Origin of the sequence: Mesorhizobium delmotii, assembly GCF_900149755.1 — a bacterium.
GTDB classification, from domain to species: domain Bacteria; phylum Pseudomonadota; class Alphaproteobacteria; order Rhizobiales; family Rhizobiaceae; genus Mesorhizobium; species Mesorhizobium delmotii.
On record NZ_FUIG01000039.1, the window covers coordinates 60,081 to 75,691 of the forward strand.

General features: G+C 63.3%; 11 protein-coding genes and 1 pseudogene. 2 read left to right on the forward strand and 10 right to left on the reverse strand.

The window, feature by feature from the left end; genetic code table 11:
• Positions 1-4: 4 nt before the first annotated feature.
• Positions 5-901, forward strand: coding sequence for a LysR family transcriptional regulator (locus tag BQ8482_RS22625; RefSeq protein ID WP_123149622.1), 897 nt, complete (start codon positions 5-7; stop codon positions 899-901).
• On the opposite strand, the gene BQ8482_RS22630 is transcribed toward BQ8482_RS22625, so the two are convergent.
• From BQ8482_RS22630 to BQ8482_RS39480, 8 genes and pseudogenes are all read right to left on the reverse strand, one after another.
• Complete coding sequence (locus BQ8482_RS22630) at positions 902-3,214, reverse strand: Tex family protein (protein WP_123149623.1); 2,313 nt, start codon at positions 3,212-3,214, stop codon at positions 902-904.
• Positions 3,215-3,343: 129 nt separating this feature from the next.
• Positions 3,344-4,525: a serine hydrolase domain-containing protein gene (locus tag BQ8482_RS22635; RefSeq protein WP_123149624.1), complete on the reverse strand. Its 1,182-nt coding sequence runs from the start codon at positions 4,523-4,525 to the stop codon at positions 3,344-3,346.
• A 174-nt stretch (positions 4,526-4,699) separates the two neighbouring features.
• Complete coding sequence (locus BQ8482_RS22640) at positions 4,700-5,896, reverse strand: serine hydrolase domain-containing protein (RefSeq protein ID WP_123149702.1); 1,197 nt, start codon at positions 5,894-5,896, stop codon at positions 4,700-4,702.
• A 67-nt stretch (positions 5,897-5,963) separates the two neighbouring features.
• Entirely contained in the window at positions 5,964-6,998 is a 1,035-nt protein-coding gene (locus BQ8482_RS22645) for an ABC transporter substrate-binding protein (protein WP_123149703.1), read from the reverse strand.
• An 11-nt stretch (positions 6,999-7,009) separates the two neighbouring features.
• Positions 7,010-7,816 carry an ABC transporter permease gene (locus BQ8482_RS22650; RefSeq protein WP_123149704.1) on the reverse strand — a complete coding sequence of 269 codons (807 nt, stop codon included), beginning with the start codon at positions 7,814-7,816 and terminating at the stop codon, positions 7,010-7,012.
• The gene (locus BQ8482_RS22655) at positions 7,809-8,729 is read right to left on the reverse strand and encodes an ABC transporter permease (RefSeq protein ID WP_123149705.1); all 921 of its coding nucleotides are present in this window, start codon (positions 8,727-8,729) and stop codon (positions 7,809-7,811) included. Before BQ8482_RS22655 ends, BQ8482_RS22650 begins: the two co-directional genes overlap by 8 nt.
• Positions 8,729-9,823, reverse strand: coding sequence for an ABC transporter ATP-binding protein (locus BQ8482_RS22660; RefSeq protein ID WP_123149625.1), 1,095 nt, complete (start codon positions 9,821-9,823; stop codon positions 8,729-8,731). Before BQ8482_RS22660 ends, BQ8482_RS22655 begins: the two co-directional genes overlap by 1 nt.
• 126 nt (positions 9,824-9,949) lie before the next feature.
• Positions 9,950-11,618 (reverse strand): annotated as a pseudogene (locus tag BQ8482_RS39480) (amidohydrolase).
• Between the two features lie 169 nt (positions 11,619-11,787).
• Here BQ8482_RS39480 and BQ8482_RS22670 point away from each other — a divergent pair.
• A complete protein-coding gene (locus tag BQ8482_RS22670; RefSeq protein ID WP_123149626.1) occupies positions 11,788-12,819 on the forward strand; it encodes a histone deacetylase family protein in 1,032 nt (343 codons plus the stop codon).
• A gap of 150 nt (positions 12,820-12,969) precedes the next feature.
• Here BQ8482_RS22670 and BQ8482_RS22675 read toward each other — a convergent pair whose 3' ends face one another.
• Positions 12,970-14,223, reverse strand: a complete 1,254-nt coding sequence (locus BQ8482_RS22675) for a DUF5996 family protein (protein ID WP_123149706.1) — start codon at positions 14,221-14,223, stop codon at positions 12,970-12,972.
• A 362-nt stretch (positions 14,224-14,585) separates the two neighbouring features.
• Positions 14,586-15,479 (reverse strand): LysR family transcriptional regulator, encoded by an 894-nt coding sequence (locus BQ8482_RS22685; protein WP_123149627.1) that lies wholly within the window; start codon positions 15,477-15,479, stop codon positions 14,586-14,588.
• Between the last annotated feature and the right edge of the window lie 132 nt (positions 15,480-15,611).

Here is a 15,611-nt window from a genome sequence, read left to right on the forward strand (position 1 = left end):
GATAATGAACGTGCAGCGCCGCCTCTTGCCTGGTATCAGCGCCCTTGCCGCCTTCGAGGCGGTGGCCCGGTTGGGCAGCTTCACCGCCGCCGCGCAGGAGCTCGATCTGACCCAGGGCGCCGTCAGCCGGCAGATCAAGCTTTTGGAGGACCAGTTCGGCCGCCGGCTGTTCGATCGCGACAGCCGCAATGTCAGGCTGTCGACGGAAGGCGAGATTTATGCCGAAGCGGTGCGCGCCGCCCTTGGCCAGCTGCGCGATGCAGCCCTGGGATTGATGAGCAATCGGCATAGTGGCATCTTGAACCTTGCGATCCTGCCGACCTTCGGTACACGCTGGCTGATGCCGCTCATCCCGGATTTCGTCGAAAACAACCCTGACATCACCATCAATTTCGTCACTCGCATCGGCCGCTTCGACTTCTCCCGCGAAAGGCTTGACGCCGCCATCCATTACGGCCTGCCCGACTGGCCCGGCGCCGACTCGACGCTGCTAGTGCGCGAGACGGTGTTGCCGGTTGTCTCGCCCGAATTTCTGGCCGGCCGCGCCATTGCCACACCCACCGACATCGGCCGCCTGCCGCTGCTGCATATGGCGACGCGGCCCGGCGCATGGACCGAGTGGTTCGAGCATCAGGGATTGAGCGCACCAACCGGACCCGGCATGCAGTTCGAGCAATTCGGCACCGCCGCCCAGGCCTGCATGGCCGGGCTCGGCGTGGCGCTGCTGCCGCAGGTGCTCATATCAGGCGAATTACAGCGCGGCCAGTTGGTGCCGGCGCCGGGTCGGCCGATGCAAAGCCGCAGCGCCTATTATCTCGTCGTGCCGCACGACAAGCGCGGCCATCCGCCGGTCGCCAGTTTTCGCGACTGGCTGCTGGGCCATCTGCCGCCGGAGAAGTAGCTACTTCCGCTTCAACGCATCGGCCAACGCGGCGCCGAACGCGCCCTGCCCTGCCGGCCGCTCCGGCTGGCGCTGCGGCGCCGGCGTGCGCGGCACCGGTCTGTTGCCATTGTCGCGCGGCTTCGGTGTACCGCCGTCACCATCCTTGCGCATCGAGAGACCGATGCGCTTGCGCTTGATGTCGATGTCGACGACGCGCACCTTGACCACGTCGCCGGCTTTCACCACCTCATGCGCGTCCTTGACGAAACGGTCGGCCAACTGCGAAACGTGCACCAAGCCGTCCTGATGCACGCCGATATCGACGAAGGCGCCGAACGCGGCGACATTGGTGACAGTGCCCTCCAGCAGCATGCCTGGCTTCAAATCCTTGATGTCATCGACGCCGTCGGCGAAGGTCGCGGTCTTGAAGCCGGGGCGCGGATCGCGGCCGGGCTTTTCCAGTTCCGCCAGGATATCGCGCACCGTCGGCAGGCCGAACCGCTCGTCGACGAAGACACGCGGATCGAGCGCCTTGATAGCGGCACTGTCGCCCATCAGCGAGCGGAGGTCGCGCCCGCAGGCGGCGACGATCTTTTTCGCCACGCCGTAGGCTTCCGGATGCACGGCCGAGGCATCGAGCGGTTCGGTGCCGTTGGGAATGCGCAGGAAGCCGGCGCATTGCTCGAACGCGCGGGGTCCAAGGCGAGAGACCTTCAACAGGTCACGGCGGCTGGCGAAGGGGCCGGCCGCGTCACGGTGCGCAATGATCGCCTCGGCCAGCGATGCGCCAAGACCCGAAACCCGCGCCAGAAGCGGCGCCGAGGCGGTGTTCAGGTCGACGCCGACGGCATTGACCGCGTCCTCGACCACCGCTTCCAGCGAGCGGCCGAGCCGGTACTGATCGACGTCATGCTGATACTGGCCGACGCCGATCGACTTCGGCTCGATCTTGACCAGTTCGGCGAGCGGATCCTGCAGACGCCTGGCGATCGACACCGCGCCCCGTAGCGACACGTCGAGGCCGGGAAATTCCGCCGCCGCCGTTGCCGAGGCGGAATAGACCGAGGCACCCGCCTCGCTGACGATCACCTTGAGCGGCTTCGGCCCGGACTCGGCAGGCATGTCGGACAGCATGTCGGCCACCAGCCTTTCCGTCTCGCGGCTGCCGGTGCCGTTGCCGATGGAAATCAACTCGACCTTATGCAGGCGGATGAGCTTCGCTAGTTCGGCTTGCGTGCCGCGCACATCGTTCTTCGGCGGAAACGGATAGACTGTCGTCGTCGCCAGCAGCTTGCCGGTGCCGTCCACCACCGCCACCTTGACGCCGGTGCGGATGCCGGGGTCGAGCCCCATCGTGGCGCGCGAGCCGGCGGGTGCGGCGAGCAGCAAATCCTTCAGATTGCGGGCGAAGACGTGGATCGCCTCCTCCTCGGCCCGCTCTCGCAGATCGCGCATCAAATCGAGCGTCAGGTGCAGCGACAGCTTTATGCGCCAGGTCCAGCCGGCCACCTCCATCAGCCAGCGATCGCCCGGCAACTGGCGGCCGATGGCGTAGGCGTCGGCAATCATCCGTTCGACCGGCTTCACTGGTGACGCGTCGTCGGCATCGACCTCGATGTCGAGCGACAGCACCTCTTCGTTGCGGCCGCGCAGCATGGCCAGCGCGCGATGGCTCGGCACGTTGGCCCAGCGCTCGACATGGTCGAAATAGTCGGAGAATTTCGCGCCGGCTTCCTGCTTGCCGTCGACGACGCGCGACCGCATGAAGGCGCGTTCCTTCATGTAGGTCCGCAGTCTGCCGACCAGATCGGCATTCTCGGCGAACTGCTCGGACAGGATATCGCGCGCGCCCTCGAGCGCCGCCTTGGCATCGGCCACCTCTTCACTGATGTAGGCCAGCGCCAGTTCGGCGGGCACCGCCGCGCGGTCGGCAAGGATGGCCTCGGCCAGCGGTCCCAGCCCACGCTCGCGCGCGATCTCGGCCTTGGTCCGGCGCTTCGGCTTGTAGGGCAGATAGATGTCTTCGAGTTCCGCCTTGGTGGCGGCCGCCGCGATCTTGGCTTCAAGCTCTTCGGTCAGCCTGCCCTGCTCGCGGATCGAACCGAGAATGGTGTCGCGGCGCGCATCGAGCTCGCGAAGATAGGCGAGCCGTTCGGCAAGCAGGCGCAGCTGCGTGTCGTCCAGGCCGCCGGTGACCTCCTTGCGATAGCGCGCCACGAACGGCACCGTCGCACCTTCGTCCAGCAGCCCGATCGCCGCCGCGGCCTGTTCGGGCCGGGCAGTGATCTCGGCTGCGATGATTGCCGCGATGCGCTTGATGTCGGATGCCATGTCGTTCCTGCTGTCCTGTCGAAAAGAGCGGCGACCATAAGCTCAGAGCGTCGCTCCGCCAACCGCGGCGTTCTCGATCACTCTGACAGGTCCACAGGAAAGCTGCGGTGCCAGGGGTTTCCTGGATGGTCAGACCATCCGGCTCAGCGCTTCGAAGAACGCTACCATATCGACATCGAGCGGCTCCTCGACCGGCTCCGGCTGCGACGACATCTTTGCAAAGACGACTTCCGCCTTCGGATTGACATAGAGCCACTGGCCGTGGATACCGATGCCGCAGAAGGCGCCGCTTGCCGCACCGGTCTGGTACCATTTGTTGCGGTAGCGGCCTTGCGGAAAGAGGAACGCCATCGTGCCACGCTGCCAGGCCTCAGTGTCTCCCCCTGTGCCGGTCGTGTCGCGCACCCAGGCTTCCGGCACGACGCGCCGGCCATTGGCCATGCCGCCTTGCCGCATCATCTCGCCGACCCGCGCCAGGTCGCGCGGCGTCACCGAAATGCCGCCGGCTGTGCGCGCAGTGCCTTGCCTGTCCACGGTCACCGACGCTTCGCTCGTTGCACCAAGCGGCAGCCATAATCGCTCGCGCATCAGTTCGGCGAAGCGCCGGCCGGACGCGCGCTCGAGCAGGATGCCGAGCAGGTCGGAATTGGGCGAGCGGTAGCGGAACGTCCGGCCATGCGGCTCGGCAAGGCGCTGCAGCGTCAGGATGAAGTCGGTCAGGCTTTCCGTGCCGCCGCCCGGATTCCACAGCGTCGCGCGGCGATAGCGGGCAAAGGCGCTCTCCGGATCGAGATAGGCTTCTTCGAAGTCAAGGCTGACGGTCATGTCGAGCACATGCCGCACGCTGGCATCGCCATAGGCCGAGCCGGCAGCTTCCGGCAGATAGCGGGTCACCGGAGCCTGCGGATCAAAGATCCCCTCGCCTTCCAATATGCCGGCCAGAATGGCGGTCAGCGACTTGCTGATCGAGAAGATGATGTGGCGGGCGCCGAACTGCATATGCGGTGCGAACCAGTCGCCGATGATATTGCCGGCTTTCATGATCGTCAGCGCGTCGGTATCGGAACGCGTGAGAAAGGCCGCAACGGTCTCCGGGCCGCCGGCCAGAGCGACCTTTTCGTCAAGCAGCCCACCGAAATCCTGAACCGGTATTTCGGCACTGCCCGGCACAGCTGCGACGCGTGCGCTCGGCACCAACTCGCCGACATTCTGGAACGACCACCGGCTGAACGGGCTTTCGCGCCAGTTGCCGAGCAGCACTTGATTGCGGGCAAAGCCATATCTGGTTTCGAACGCGGTCTTGCCGGTCATGGTGTTTCCTCTCGATTTTTTTAGGAAGTTAGAGACTGTTTCGAAATTCGCTCTGGCGAGTCATATGGTGGTGGTTTCGAGAACCGGCGCGCAGCGGACATTTGGGTCCGTGAGCACCGGAAGCGCAGAAAACGCCATCAGATGGCCGCCAGAGTAGAGTTTCCAAACGGTCTCTTAGGCCAGCGCGGCAGCGATCGCGTGGACGGCTTTCAGCGTCGCCACCGAATAGTCGATGTCGGTGAAATCCGGGTAGCTCGAAAGCTTCACCACAACCATTCTCGTGTTCCAGTCGATATGGATCAGCTGCCCGAACACGCCCCGGCACATCAGCGCGCGTGAGCGCGGGTCCTCGATCCAGAACTGGTTGCGGTAGCTGCCTTCCGGCAGGCTGGGATTGAAATCCGGTCCATGCCTGCCATTGCGCGTCGCCACGATCCAGTCGGCCGGCATCACGCCGCCGCCATTGTCGAGGATCAGCTGGCCGAAGCGGCCATAGTCGCGCAGCGTGGCGTTGAAACCGCCGTCGGCGATGGCGTAGCCGGCGCTGTCGACGGTGAAGCAGGCGCTTTCATCCGCCCCGATCTTTTGCCAGAGTTCTTCCGAGACCAGCTGCGCCAGCCGCTTGCCGGTCACCCGTTCCATGATGAAGGCGAGCACGTCGGTCTCGATCGAACGGTATTCGAACGCAGCGCCATGCGGCCGGCTTGTCTCCTTGAGCCCCAGGATCAATTCGAACATATGCGACGGCCACTCGAAGGCCGGGTCGCTGTCCGGCGGCACGGGTTTCCAGCCACTGGCGACATCGACCTGACCGATGTCGGAATAGCGATCGGTGTATTCCTCGGAAAAACGCACGCCTGTCGTCATATCGAGCACGTGCTGCACGCTGGCGCCCGCCCAGCCGGTAGCTTCCAGCTCCGGCAGATAAGTCGTCACCGGCATGGCCGGATCGAGCAGGCCGCGCCCGGCCAGCATGCCGAATACCGAGCCCGTGACCGATTTCGCCATCGACTGCGACAAATGCAGCGTGCGGTCGGTCATGCCGTTGAAATAGCGCTCATAGGCGATCTTGCCGTCCTTGAGCACGAGGAACCCGTCCGTATAGGTTTCGTCCAGCAGCCCGGCCAGCGTCGCAGGCTGCCCCGTGCTGTCGCTCACCGGCAGCGCATCGAGATCGATTTCAGCTCGCTCGAACCGCCGGCGATGGCCATTGCCGCGCCAGACTTCGACGGTCGGCAGAATTTCGCGGATGTGCTGGAACGCCCAGCGGTTCCATGGCGGCCGGTCCCAGTCGAGCTTCGGCGGCACCATCTTGGGCGGCGAGCCCTGCATGATCGGCGGCACCGGTTCACTGTTACGGTAGGAAGTCATGAGATGCGTCCCGGCAAACATGAAAACGGACCCGGCGGCGCCCGCCGCCGGGTCCGTCACAATGCGATCACTTCTGCAGTTCGGTCCAGATCCTGGTGTAGAGTGCCTGCACGTCGGGCGCGCAGTTCAGCATGAACTTGCCCTTGTCGACGAACTCGGCGGGGATGTTGACCTCCGGCGCCGTTTTCATGTCCTCAGGCATGAAGGCTTCCGATCCCTTGATGCCGTTGGCGTAGCGCGCGAAAGATGAGATCATCGCGGCGTTCTCGGGATCCATGATGAAGTTCTGGAACAGCTTGGCGTTTTCGACGTTCTTGGCGTCCTTCAGCACCGCGAGATTGTCCATCCAGATCGGATAGCCCTCCTTCGGATAGCCATAGACGATGTCCTTGTTCTGCAGGCGGGAGCGGAAGGATGCGCCGTTCCAGTCGACGCTGGCGGCGAAGTCGCCCTTGGCGAACTTCTCGACCGTGCCGTAGTCCATCGATATCCATTTCGGCTTTGCCGCCACCAGCGCATCGCGCACCTTCTTCAGCACCTCCTTGTCGCCGGTGCACGGCTCGCCGCCGATATATCTGATGGCGAGATGCATGACGTCGGCCATTTCGGGCACGACATTGACCTTGCCGACCAGTTCCGGCGGCGGGTCCATGAAGATGGCCGAGGTGTTGGGATCACCCTTGTAGACCGAGGTGTTGACCGTGACGCCGGTCGTGCCCCACTGCCACGGCACGGTGTATTTGCGGCCCGGATCGAAGGGAACATCGACCCATTTCGGATCCATGTTCTTGAAGTTCTCCATCTTGTTCGGCTCTGTCTCCAAGAGCAGCCCTTCCCCGATCCAGATCGGCACGAAGCTCGCCGAGGGCACCACGATATCGAAGCCGCTGCCGCCTTGCCTGATCTTGGCCAGCGCGGTGTCGTTGGAATCGTAGTCGGTGACGGTCACCTTGACCTTGTATTTTTCCTCAAATTTCTTGATGAGGTCGGGGCTGGTGTAGTTGCCCCAATTGTAGAAGTTGAGTTCGCCATCGGCGCGGGCGAGACCCGCCGAGGCGAACAGCGCGGCGCTGAGTGCCGTCGCAGTCAGTTTCCACTTCATCGTTTCTCCTGTCACTCCTGATCCTTTTTCCTGCTGATGAAAAAGAAGACGGTGACGATCAATATCGAGATCAGCAGGAACACCGTCGAAATCGCGTTGATTTCCGGCGTGATAACGCGCCGGAATTGGCCGAGCATGTAAGTCGGCAATGTATCCTGGCCGCCGGACTTGACGAACTCCGTGATGACGACGTCGTCCAGCGAGATGACGAAGGCCAGCATCAGCCCGGCAAGGATGCCTGGCCAGAGCAGCGGAAAGGTGACGCGCCGAAAAGCCTTCCAGGGTGTCGCGTAGAGGTCGGCCGCAGCGATCTCCAACGACAGATCCATGTTCTCGAGCCGCGCCCGGATCGGCAGATAGGCAAAGGGGATGCAAAAGGCGGTGTGCGCGGCCATCAGGTAGCCCAGCCCCGAATAGCCGGTCCAGATCTTGATGCGCGAAAAAAAGATCAGCAGCGCCACCGCGGTGACGATTTCCGGCACCATCAGTGGCTGGTTGATGAAGGCGTATTTGAAGCCGAGGCCGGGATATGGCTTCGTTCGGGTCGTAGCAAGTGCAGCCATGGTGGCGACGATCGTGGCAATAGTCGCGGCGACCGAAGCGATTTGCAGCGACCGGATGGCGGCATCGACGACCTGGCTGTTGCTCCAGGCCTGGTAGAACCAGCGCAGCGACACGCCTTCCCAGATCGCGATCGAATTGCCGGCGTTGAAGGCATAGACAACAAGCGTGACGATCGGCAGGTACAGCGCGAAAAAGCAGATCATTGCGATGGTCGTAAAGCCGGTCTGCCGGCGGATGTCGAAGCGGCTAGCCATGCGCGCCACCCCGGCGCCCGACGGAGCGGACATATAGGAGCAGCGCGACCATCACGATCGCCATCAGCGACAGCGACAGCGCCGAGCCGAGCGGCCAGTTGCGGCCTTGCCCGAACTGCAGCTCGATCAGATTGCCGAGCATCATATTCTTCGACCCGCCGAGCACGCGCGGGGTGACATAGGCGCCCAGCGCCGGGATGAAGACCAGGATCGAGCCGGCGATGATGCCGGGCTTGACCAGCGGGATGATGACCCGCCTCAGCACCTGGAAGCGGTTGGCATAGAGGTCGTAACCCGCCTCGACCAGCCGGAAGTCGATCTTTTCCATGCTGGCATAGAGCGGCAGCACCATCAGCGGCAGATAGACATAGGTCATGCCGACCATCAGCGCGAAATCGGTGAACATCATCTGGATCGGCTGGCTGATGATGCCGAGTTTGATCAGCACCGTGTTGACGATGCCCTCGTTGCGGATCACCTCCTGGATGGCGAAGGTGCGGATCAGCAGATTGGTCCAGAACGGGATGGTGATCAGGAACAGCCAGATGTCGCGCTGCCGCGCCGGCCGGGTGGCGATGAAATAGGCAGTCGGGAAGCCAAACAGCAGCGTAAAGATCGTTGTCATGAACGACAGCTTGGCCGAGCGCCAGAAGATCGACAAATGCGCGTCGGCGAAGGCCAGCGTATCGTCGAAGATGTCACGCTGCATCAGCACCGACAGCCAGCCGTCGGTTGAGAATTTCCACACCACGTCGCCATACGGCCCCGGCGTCAGGAAGGAATAGATCACGACGATCAGCAGAGGGCCGGTCGCCGCGAGAAAGATGATGATCAGTGCCGGCGCCGACAGCAGCCAGCGATCGCGGATTTCACGGCGTTCGGCGTCCTCGGCGACTTGTTCCGCGCTCGCCATCAATCCCTCAGCACTTGTGCGGCGTCGTTGCCGATCGAAATGCCGACCTTGTCGCCCCGCTCGAAGCCGCAGCCGGCGCTGCGCGTGTTCTGCTGACGCACGGTGAAGGCCTCGCTGCTGTCCAGTCGAACATGGATATGCGTGTCGGTGCCGAAATAGACTATGTTTTCGACCGTGCCTGACAGGTCGCCCTTGCCGCTGGTCAGCTTGGCATGTTCCGGCCTGACCACCACGGTGGCATTGTCCTTCGGCTGGAAGCCCTCAGCCACGGTCGCGTCGATCATCGCGCCGGATTTGAGCGTTGCGCGTGCCTTGCCGTTGCCCATGCCTGATATGGCCGCGGTGAGAAAATTGGTTTCGCCGATAAAGTCGGCGACGAAGCGCTCCGCCGGCTTGTCATAGATATCCCAGGGCGTCCCGACCTGCAGGATCTTGCCCGACGACATCACCGCGATGCGGTCCGACATGGTCAGCGCTTCTTCCTGGTCGTGGGTGACGAAGATGAAGGTGATGCCGGTCTCGTGCTGCAGCCGCTTCAGCTCGATCTGCATCTCCTTGCGCAGCTTGAAGTCGAGCGCCGACAGCGGCTCGTCGAGCAGCAGCACTTTTGGTTGCGGCGCCAGAGCCCGCGCCAGCGCCACGCGCTGTTGTTGGCCGCCGGAAATCTGGCTGGTGCGGCGGTTGCTGAGCGCCTCCATCTTGACCAGCTTCAGCATCTCGGCGACGCGCGCCTTCACTTCGGCCTTGGGCTTGCCGAGCATTTCGAGCCCGAAGCCGATGTTCTCGGCCACCGTCATATGCGGGAACAGCGCATAATTCTGGAACACGGTATTGACCGGCCGCTTGAACGGCGGCAGCGGCGCGATGTCCTGGCCATGCAGCAGGATCTCGCCGGCGCTCGGGAAATCGAAGCCGGCGATCAGCCGCAAAAGCGTCGTCTTCCCGCAGCCGGACGGACCAAGCAGCGTGAAGAACTCATTTTCGCGGATCGACACCGAAACTGTGTCGAGGGCGGCGACCTGTGACTCCCCGGTACCGAACACCTTGCGGACGCCACGAACTTCAATTGCACTTCTACCCGGTTGTTCCGGCACGATTACCCCATTCTTGTGTCCGCTCTTAAGGGCGAATCCAGTTCCCACTCGATTGTCAGCACACGGCGCATGGCTTGGCAAGCGTACATCTGAATGTCGATTCAGAACGCAATTCCCATGCCACCGTCATGCCTGATAAGTGATCTTGCCGCCGCAGATCGTCGTCACCGGCCGCACCGTATGCAGCGCTTCCGGCGCGGTCGCCTCGATGTCGCCTGACAGCACCACAAGATCGGCCATAAAGCCTGACTTCAAGCGGCCCTTGCGGTGCTCCATGAACTCGGCATAGGCGCCTTCCACCGTATAGCCCGCAAGCGATTCATGCAGCGAGAAGCTCTGGTCGGGATCACTGTCTGCCCATGGTTTGCGCAGCATTGCCGCCTGAATGCCCAGGATCGGATCGATCGGCGACACCGGCCAATCGGAGGCGAAGACGACGCGCGCGCCGGCATTCTTCAGCGTCCGCCACGCATAGCTCAGCGGCCAGCGGGCGGGCCCGATGCGCGACACTGTTGGTTCCAGCGGCAAGCCCATGCTGCCGGGCGGATGCGGTGGCTGCATCGAGGCAATGACGCCAAGCTTCGCGAAACGCGGAACGTCGGCGGCGGTGACCACCTCGATATGCTCGACCCGATGCCGGCCGTCGCGCCTGCCATTTCGCCTTCTGCGCCGCCTCGTAGCCGTCGAGCACGGCGCGCACGGCGCCGTCGCCAATCGAGTGCACTGCTATCTGCAGCCCGCGCCTGTCGACGGCCACGGCAAGGTCGATGAATTGCTGCGGCGTGAAAAGCGGCTCGCCCAGCCAATCCGGACGGTCCGCATAGGGCTCGACCATCACCGCAGTCCATGAATCGAGCACGCCGTCGTAAAACACCTTGACCATGCCCGACGACAGCCATTCGCCATTGTAGCGCTCAGCCATCACCGAGGCTTTGTCGAGCATGTCGAGCGTCATGAAGTTCTTGTAGTGGAACGGCACCTGCACCCGGCACAGCAACCCTCCCTCGGCCTCGATCTCGGACAGGAGCTCGAGCTGGTGCAGATTGCCGTCCATATTCTGGATCGAGGTGATGCCGTGCCTGGCGCACCATTCCAAACCGCGGCGCATGATCGCCCGGTCGGAGGTCTGCTCCGCCGGCGTCGGTTTCGGGTCCGGCTCGCCGCCGGTGGCCAGGCCGAGCCGCACACGCTCCTCGCCAGCCAGCGCGATCAGCGGCCCAAAAGCCTCGCCCTCGCGCAATTCGCCGCTGGCCAGCCCGTCGTCGCCCATGACGATCTCATTGCCGGGACCAAGCCGCTTGCCTCTCAGCAAGCCGGCCAATTCCAGCGCCTTGGTGTTCGCCCACATCGTGTGGTGGTCGGGCGCCGCCATAACGAAGGGCCGGTCCGGCAGTATGCGGTCGAGGTGATGGCGGCTGACCCGCTCGGCCGCCGACAGGATGGTGTAGTCGGCGCCTTGCGCCTGCAGGACGGATAGATCCGGCCGCTTTGCGGCATAATTGCGCACAGCGTCGCAAAGCGCATCGAAACCGTGCACGCCCATCAGCTGGAGGTGATCGAGCTCGGCCGCGCCGGCGAAAAGATGCATATGCGCTTCGATGAAGCCGGGAACGACGGAGCCGCGCTCGGCGTCGATGACGCGCGTGCCGGGTCCCTTGTGCTCCAGCACGGTCGCGCGATCTGCGATCGCAATGATTTCGCCGCCCTTGACGGCTATGGCTTCGGCGCGGGGGGTATCGGGATCCATCGTCAATATGCTGGCGTTCTCGACGATCAGATCGGCCGATGGCGGCATAATTTTCTCCCGTTTGAGTTTAGGCTAGCAGAGTCTTGGCGTCTGGCAAGCCGTCCCGCTGCCACTCGCAACAACTGTCTGGATGCCTCTTGGCGGGGCTGAAACTCTCTGCCACAAAGCAATCCGTCAATGACGGATACGCAACCCGAAGAGCGAGCCGGCCGCCAAAATGAAGACTGTTTTCTCTCCTCTTCACGCCGGTCATGCCGGCAATTTCGAGCTGATTTCGGGCGCCATCGTGCCGGCTTTCGAGAAGCCCTCGCGCGCCGAGTTCATCAAGGCGAGGGTGGAGAGCGAAAAGCTCGGCCCGGTGCTGCCGCCTGACACGCACGACCTCGCTGCCGCCAAGCAGGTGCATACCAGCGACTACATCGATTTCCTGCCGACCGTATGGCCGCTCTGGGAAGCGTCCGGCCGAACAGGCTCGGCCATCCCCTTCACCTGGCCGACGCGCGGCCTGCGCGGCGATGTGCGCCCCCAAACCATCGATGCGCTGCTTGGCTTTTACTCCTTCGACGGCGGCGCCAGCTTCGTCAAAGGCACCTGGGAGGCGATCAAGTCGTCCTATGATGTGGCGCTGACCGCAGCCGCCCTGGTCAAGGGCGGCGAGATATCAGCCTTCGCGCTCTGCCGGCCGCCTGGCCATCATGCCGGTGCTGGCTTCATGGGCGGCTATTGCTACATCAACAACGCCGCGGTTGCCGCGCAATGGTTCCGCGACCACGGCGCCAGGCGCGTCTCGATCCTCGATGTCGACTACCATCACGGCAACGGCACGCAGGAGATATTTTACAGCCGCGGCGACGTGCAGGTGCTGAACCTGCATGGCGACCCGATGACCGAATATCCGTTCTTCCTTGGCCATGCCGACGAGCGCGGCGCCGGGCCCGGCGAAGGCTTCAATGTCAACTACCCCATGCCGTTCGGCACCGCATGGGATGCCTGGAATGCTTCGCTGGAGGACGCCTGCGCAAAACTTGCGGCTTACGCTCCCGATGTCGTTGTCGTCTCGCTCGGCGTCGACACTTTCGAGAAGGACCCGATCAGCAAGTTCAAGCTGAAAAGCGCCGACTATCCCAAGATTGGCCGTCGCATCGCCAAGCTCGGCCTGCCGACGCTGTTCGTCATGGAAGGCGGTTATGCCGTCGAGGACATCGGCATCAACGCCGTCGGCGTGCTGACCGGATTCGAAGATCGGTAATGCATGTCGCCCAAAGGGCTGCCCCGGGCGTTCGACCCGAGAGAGCGCAGCGGCCTTGGGCAACGACATTCGTAAAAAAGGCCAGATCGCAGCACCCAGAAGATGCCGTTCAGCACGCGCCGCAATGCGCGTGGTCGGGCTGTTGGCAGCCTATGACCGAGGAAGCACATCCTGCCATTCCGGATGACGGTCGATCTGCGCTTTTGCGAACGGACAAAGCGGAATGATATTGACCCCTTCGCGTCGTGCATCCTCGACCGCCTGGCGCACCATTTGCTCGCCGACCTTGCGGCCCCGCAAGGCTGCTGGAACTTCTGTATGGTCGATGATGATCAACCCTTCGCCGGCGCGGCTATAGGTCATCTCGGCTTCGATGCCATCGACGACCATCCGGTAGCGTCCCTTGGATGCGCCATCCTCCCGTTCAACCTTTTCGTCGGTCGATGAAGGGGCCTTCTTCGGCAGCTCGGCGTGTGGCAGCCGCACCTGACCCGGCCGCCCTTGCATGCACTCCAGCAGATCGCGGTCCCATCCTCCGAGATCGGCGGCGGCCTCGTAGGTCGAGACGAGAAACGCCAGAAGTGCTTCGTCGCCATCGGCAGCCGACTGCACCGCATCGTAGGGCAGGATGAACTCCGACAGGCCGTCATGCCAGAACGCCGCATCGGGCCGGACCGATGCGCCTCGAAAGCCGTTCGGCGTCGGATAGGCGTAGGCGTAGAAGGCGGGATAATCGATGCCGCCGCCGCCCGGCCAGAAGCCTGCCGAGGAAACCTCGCGGTCGTAGGCCTCCTGCGTTACGTCGTCCGGCAATGCCGGAATGCCGCCCGGATGGAGAGGAGCACGCCTCCCTGAGAAGCGCGTGACGGCCAGATCCAGAGCGCCCCAGAACAGGTGAACGGGGCTGGATTTGCCGAGAAAGGAGGTTCGGAACGTCTTGAAGACCCTGTCGACCGCCATCGACGCGTGATGGAAGCGTTGAACGGCGTCGCGGTCATAGGGCCGTTCGCGATGATCCTCGTTGAACGGTACGGGGTCCGGCACTTCGTTCGGCTGGCCGTTGAAGGTCGGCGTGCCGCCGAGTTCGGAAACCAGCCGGACGAAGCTGGCGTGGAATGCCGCGACCGTGGTCGGCCCGAGCGCAAAAGACGCCTTGCGGCCGTCGCCGCTCGCGCCGATCACCATGTGGTCTCGAAAGTCGAACAGGATCTCGATGCCAGGGCCGTCGGGGATTGGCGAGGATGTCAGGCCGTTAGGCGTGACATAGAAGGTCGCGTTCCAGGAATGGTTGAGCCACGGGGTATGAGCCAGCCGATATTTGCCGGCGATCTGCAAGTATAGATGCAGTGCGGAACACGTCTCGCGCCAACTGAGGTAGTCGAGGTGGGGCCACTTGTTGCTCATTTTCGCTGTCTCCATCCTGCATGCAACCGGCACGCGACATCGTTGATGTCGTCCTCGACCGCTCGAGCCGCGTCCGCGCGATCACCTTATCAGCGCCGGTCAGTCCGGAAGAGGAATTTGCTCATCCCGGTCATCGATCGGGAGATCGAAGCGTCCCTTGCCCCAGTTCTCAGCGCGCCATTCGACCTTGAGTGCTACCCGCCGACGACGGCCCGAACTAGCGGGCGGCCGTCTCCGCAACTAGCCACGCAATGCGCCAAGCTGCGTCGCGGAAAGTGGAACGTGCAGGCAATGATGTCGCTGAGGCCGGTGGCCCGCAGGCGAGCGCGTCGTCTGCCAACGGCTTCGCGGATGTCAGTGCTTTACCGGTCGATACCCCAGAGGTGGGGATTTCGTTCGAAATGCTCGACCAGCATTTCGGTGAGTATGCGTATCTTCCGTGCCGGGTGCTGCCCCGGCGGTCGGATGACATATGCACCCGCCGGCGGTGGCGGATAGCGTGTCATAATCGGAACGAGCGCTCCGGAGGTCACATAGTCATAGGTGATGCAATCGGGGAGCCAGGCGATGCCGATTCCTGCTGCTGCTGCGGCGGCGAGCGCCGTAGCGTTGTCGGCCTTGAACCTGCCCTGCGGCTGAACCGTGACGATCTTGTTGCCATCCATGAGTTGCCAGGCTTCGGTTCCCTGCATGAGGGACTGATGGGCAGCGAGCTCATCCGGCGTCTCGGGGGAACCGTGCACTCTGATATAGTCCGGACTGGCGACCAGTTTCCCATAGATCGGCCCGACACGTCTCGCGATCAGGTTGGAATCCTGAAGGTAGCCAACCCGGATCGCACAATCAAAACCTTCGGTGATGAGATCGACGAAGCGATCGCTGTAGGAGGTATGGATCTGGAGCAGCGGGTGCTGATGCGCCATGTCCGCGAGCACGGGGGCGAAGTGAGTCGGGCCGAAAGAAAGCGGCACGGCAATTCGCAGGCGGCCGCGAAGGTCACCGGCTGGGAGGATCGTTTCCCTGGCCAAGTCGATCTCGGCGCTGGCTCGGGCCGCATGATCCCTGAACGTGATCCCCGCTTCCGTAAGCGCGGCGCCGCGGGTCGTTCGTGCAAGAAGCTGAACCCCGAGTTCTGCTTCGATCCGGAAAAGCCGCCGACTGACGATTGACTTGGAGACGCCGAGCCGGCGCGCGGCGGCCGATACGCCCCTTGCATCAGCCACTGCGACGAATGTCTGTAGATCTTCGATGTCCAATTCGGCGTTCCTCGTTTCGCGACACAGCTTGCCTGACTATGGCACTACCGCATCACCAAAAGGAACAGCAAATTGCGTCCAGGCAACGTCGCCCGGCTGGCGCATGTCTCCCGTGAACCCATTGCCGTCCAT